The 3,283-nt window shown below is 65.7% G+C and carries 4 protein-coding genes; 1 reads left to right on the top strand and 3 read right to left on the bottom strand.

The annotated features are described in order from the left end of the window. Positions 1-600, bottom strand: a 600-nt coding sequence (locus RMO04_RS16335) for an argininosuccinate synthase domain-containing protein (protein WP_309645833.1), incomplete at its 3' end; no start/stop codon positions are given. Between the two features lie 111 nt (positions 601-711). Between RMO04_RS16335 and RMO04_RS16340 the strand changes: the two genes are divergently transcribed. Beyond that, a complete protein-coding gene (locus RMO04_RS16340; protein WP_309645834.1) occupies positions 712-1,173 on the top strand; it encodes an Lrp/AsnC family transcriptional regulator in 462 nt (153 codons plus the stop codon). Between the two features lie 5 nt (positions 1,174-1,178). Here the strand turns inward: RMO04_RS16340 and RMO04_RS16345 are convergent, their stop codons facing one another. Together RMO04_RS16345 and RMO04_RS16350 are read right to left on the bottom strand one after the other, a co-directional pair. After that, entirely contained in the window at positions 1,179-1,535 is a 357-nt protein-coding gene (locus RMO04_RS16345) for a hypothetical protein (protein ID WP_309645835.1), read from the bottom strand. Continuing rightward, the coding region (locus RMO04_RS16350) for a potassium transporter Kup (RefSeq protein ID WP_309645836.1) at positions 1,536-3,283 on the bottom strand (1,748 nt) is incomplete at its 5' end.

Genomic DNA, 3,283 nt, shown 5'->3' on the forward strand with positions numbered 1-3,283 from the left:
CAGGACCTTGCCCTCGGAGGAGGAGTGCAGGAGGTTGGCGTCGACGCTGAAGGGCGCCTCGCCGCGCTTGTCCTTGGCGATCTGGATCTGGTGCTTCTCGGCGAAGTCCAGCAGGGCCTCGCGGCTCTTGAAGTCCCACTCCCGCCACGGCGCGATCACGTGGATGTCCGGCTCCAGGGCGTAGTAGGCCACCTCATAGCGGACCTGGTCGTTGCCCTTGCCGGTGGAGCCGTGGCTGACGGCGTCGGCGCCCATCTTGCGGGCGATCTCGATCTGGCGCTTGGCGATCAAGGGCCGGGCGATGGAGGTGCCGAGCAGGTACTGGCCCTCATAGACCGTGTTGGCGCGGAACATCGGGAAGACGAAGTCGCGGACGAACTCCTCGCGCACGTCCTCGATATAGATGTTCTCGGGCTTCACCCCCGCCGCCAGCGCCTTCGCCCGCGCGGGCTCGATCTCTTCGCCCTGGCCGAGATCGGCGGTGAAGGTGACGACCTCCGCCCCGTATTCGGTCTGCAGCCACTTGAGGATGATCGAGGTGTCGAGGCCGCCGGAATAGGCGAGGACGACTTTCTTGATGGGGGGCGAGGTCGTGTTCATGGGCGGCACCTTAAGCCAAGATCAAAACAATTGGATTGCAAAGACACCAAGAACGAGCGCGATATCGGCATCTGATGCCAATTTAGACGCAGAAAGAGGCGCTGGGCGCCAATGAAGCTCGACGCGATCGACCGGCGCATTCTACGCGCGTTGCAGCGCGACGGCCGCATGCAGAATATCGACCTGGCTCGGGAGGTGGGCTTGTCGCCCTCGCCGTGCCTGCGCCGGGTTCGCCTGCTGGAAGAGGCCGGCGTGATCGAGAAGTACGTCGCCGTGCTGGACGGGTCGAAGGTCGGGGTCGGCCTGACCGTTTTCGCGCGGGTCTGGTTCAAGACACAGGACGCCGAGTCCACCATCCAGTTCGCCGAGGCCGTGCGCCGGCTGCCGGAGGTGATGGAATGCTACCTGACCACCGGAGAGTGCGACGCCCTGCTGCGCATCGTCACCGCCGATCTAAACAGCTATTGGCGATTCCAGGCAGACCACCTTGCCCGCATCCCCAGCGTTCAGAGCTTGAAGACCGACGTGCCGATGGAGACGGTCAAGCGGAGCTTCGAGATTCCGCTGCCCTGAACCGCTCAGGACTTGAGCGCGCCCTCGGCCTCCAGGGCGGTGAGCGCGCCTCGCAGCCATTGCAGCTGCATCAGGGCGATGATCGCCGCCAGGGTGGCGCGCAGGCCGAAGAAGATCAGGTCGTAGCTGAGGCTGGTCACGCTGCGATGGCCCCAGAGGAGGACCGCACCGAAGGCGAAGGCCAGGCCGATAGGCAGGCCCAGGGCCAGGTCCCGCTTCAGGCGCAGGGCCTTGCGGGCGTCGCCCTGCATGGGGACCTTGGTTTCGGGGCTCATCCGCCGCCAGGCGGTCAGGCTGGCCGAGGCCATGATGGACAGCGCGATGATCCAGAGGATGTCGGCGGCGATGGAAAGCAGCGTCATCTAGACCGTCACCTGGGTTCCAAGCTCGACCACGCGGCCAGGGGGGATCTTATAGAAGTCCGTCGGATTGGCCGCGTTCCGCATCAGGAAGATGAAGATCTTGTCCTGCCAGAGCGGCATGCCCGACTGGGCCGAGGGCACGATGGAGCGGCGGCCCAGGAAGAAGCTGGTGGCCATGATGTCGAACTTCAGGCCCAGCTTGCGGCACAGACCCAGCGCCTTGGGCAGGTTGGGGCTCTCCATGAAGCCGTAGGAAATGAACACCTTCTTGAAGTCGTCGTTGACCGGCTCGATGCGGATGCGGTCGTCGTCCTTCACTCGCGGCGTCTCTGCGGTCAGCACGGTCAGCACGATGTTCTTTTCGTGCAGCACCTTGTTGTGCTTCAGATTGTGCATCAAGGCGACCGGCGCCATGTCGGGGTCCGACGTCAGGAAGATCGCCGTGCCGGGCGCCCGGTGAGGGGCGCGGGCCTTGAGGATTTCCGACAGCTCCACCAGCGGCACGGAATCGCGGCGGGTCTTCTCGCTGAGGATGTCGGCGCCGCGGGTCCAGGTCCACATGATCACCACCAGCGCCGCGCCCAGCACCAGTGGCAGCCAGGCGCCTTGCGGTATCTTCAGCAGGTTCGAGCCGATGAACACGACGTCCAGCAGGCCGAAGAAGCCCGCGGCCAGCACGCCCTGCCACATCGGTCGCTTCCACATGTGGCGGATGATCACGAAGAACAGCAGGGTGTCGACGAACATCGAGCCGGTCACCGCGATGCCATAGGCCGCGGCCAGGGCCGAGGAGTTCTGGAAGGTGAACAACAGGATCAGCACGCCGACCATCAGGAAGGTGTTGACCTGCGGCACGAAGATCTGGCCGGCCTGGGTCTCGGATGTCCGGCGGATGTCGATGCGCGGCAGCAGGCCGAGTTGCACCGCCTGTTGGGTCATGGAGAAGGCGCCGGTGATCACCGCCTGGCTGGCGATGACCGTGGCCGCGGTGGCCAGCACCAGGACCGGCCAGTAGGCGATCTCAGGCACCATGGCCCAGAACGGATTGGCCAGGGCGGTCGGGTGGGCCAGGACGTTGGCGCCTTGGCCCAGATAGTTGAGGAACAGGCAGGGCAGGACGAACCAGAGCCAGGCGGCGCGGATCGGCCCTTTGCCGAAATGGCCCATGTCGGCGTAGAGCGCCTCGGCCCCGGTCACCGCCAGGAACACCGACCCCAGGATCACGAAGCCGACGAGGCCGTCGTTCAGCAGGAATTGGACGCCGAACCACGGATTGAAGGCCCGCAGGATCGAGAGATCGTCGGTGATGTGGTAGACGCCGAGCGCGCCCAGGACGAGAAACCAGATGGCGGTGATCGGCCCGAACAGGGCGGCCATCCGGTGCGTGCCACGCGCCTGGACCATGAACAGGCAGACCAGCACGGCGGCCGAGATCGGCACGATATAGGGCTCGACGCCCCGTCCGAGGCCTGGCGCGTCCTTCATGCCCTCGACGGCCGAGAGCACCGAGATGGCCGGGGTGATCACGCCGTCGCCGTAGAACAGCGCCGCCCCGATGATCCCCAGGAAGAACACCGCCGTCGAGCGCTTCGGCAGGTGGCGCTGCGCCAGCGCCATCAGCGCCAGCGTCCCGCCCTCGCCCTTGTTGTCGGCCCGCATCAGGAACACGACGTACTTGATGGTGACGATCAGCAGCAGCGCCCAGATCACCAGAGACACCACGCCCAACACCGCCAGCTCGCTCGCCC

The sequence above is a fragment of the Phenylobacterium sp. genome (assembly GCF_031412415.1).
Lineage (GTDB): Bacteria > Pseudomonadota > Alphaproteobacteria > Caulobacterales > Caulobacteraceae > Phenylobacterium.

Coding starts and splice junctions, on each gene's coding strand:
- RMO04_RS16345 (WP_309645835.1), bottom strand. CDS start 1,535: ATGACGCTGCTTTCCATCGCCGCCGACATCCTCTGGATCATCGCGCTG.
- RMO04_RS16340 (WP_309645834.1), top strand. CDS start 712: ATGAAGCTCGACGCGATCGACCGGCGCATTCTACGCGCGTTGCAGCGC.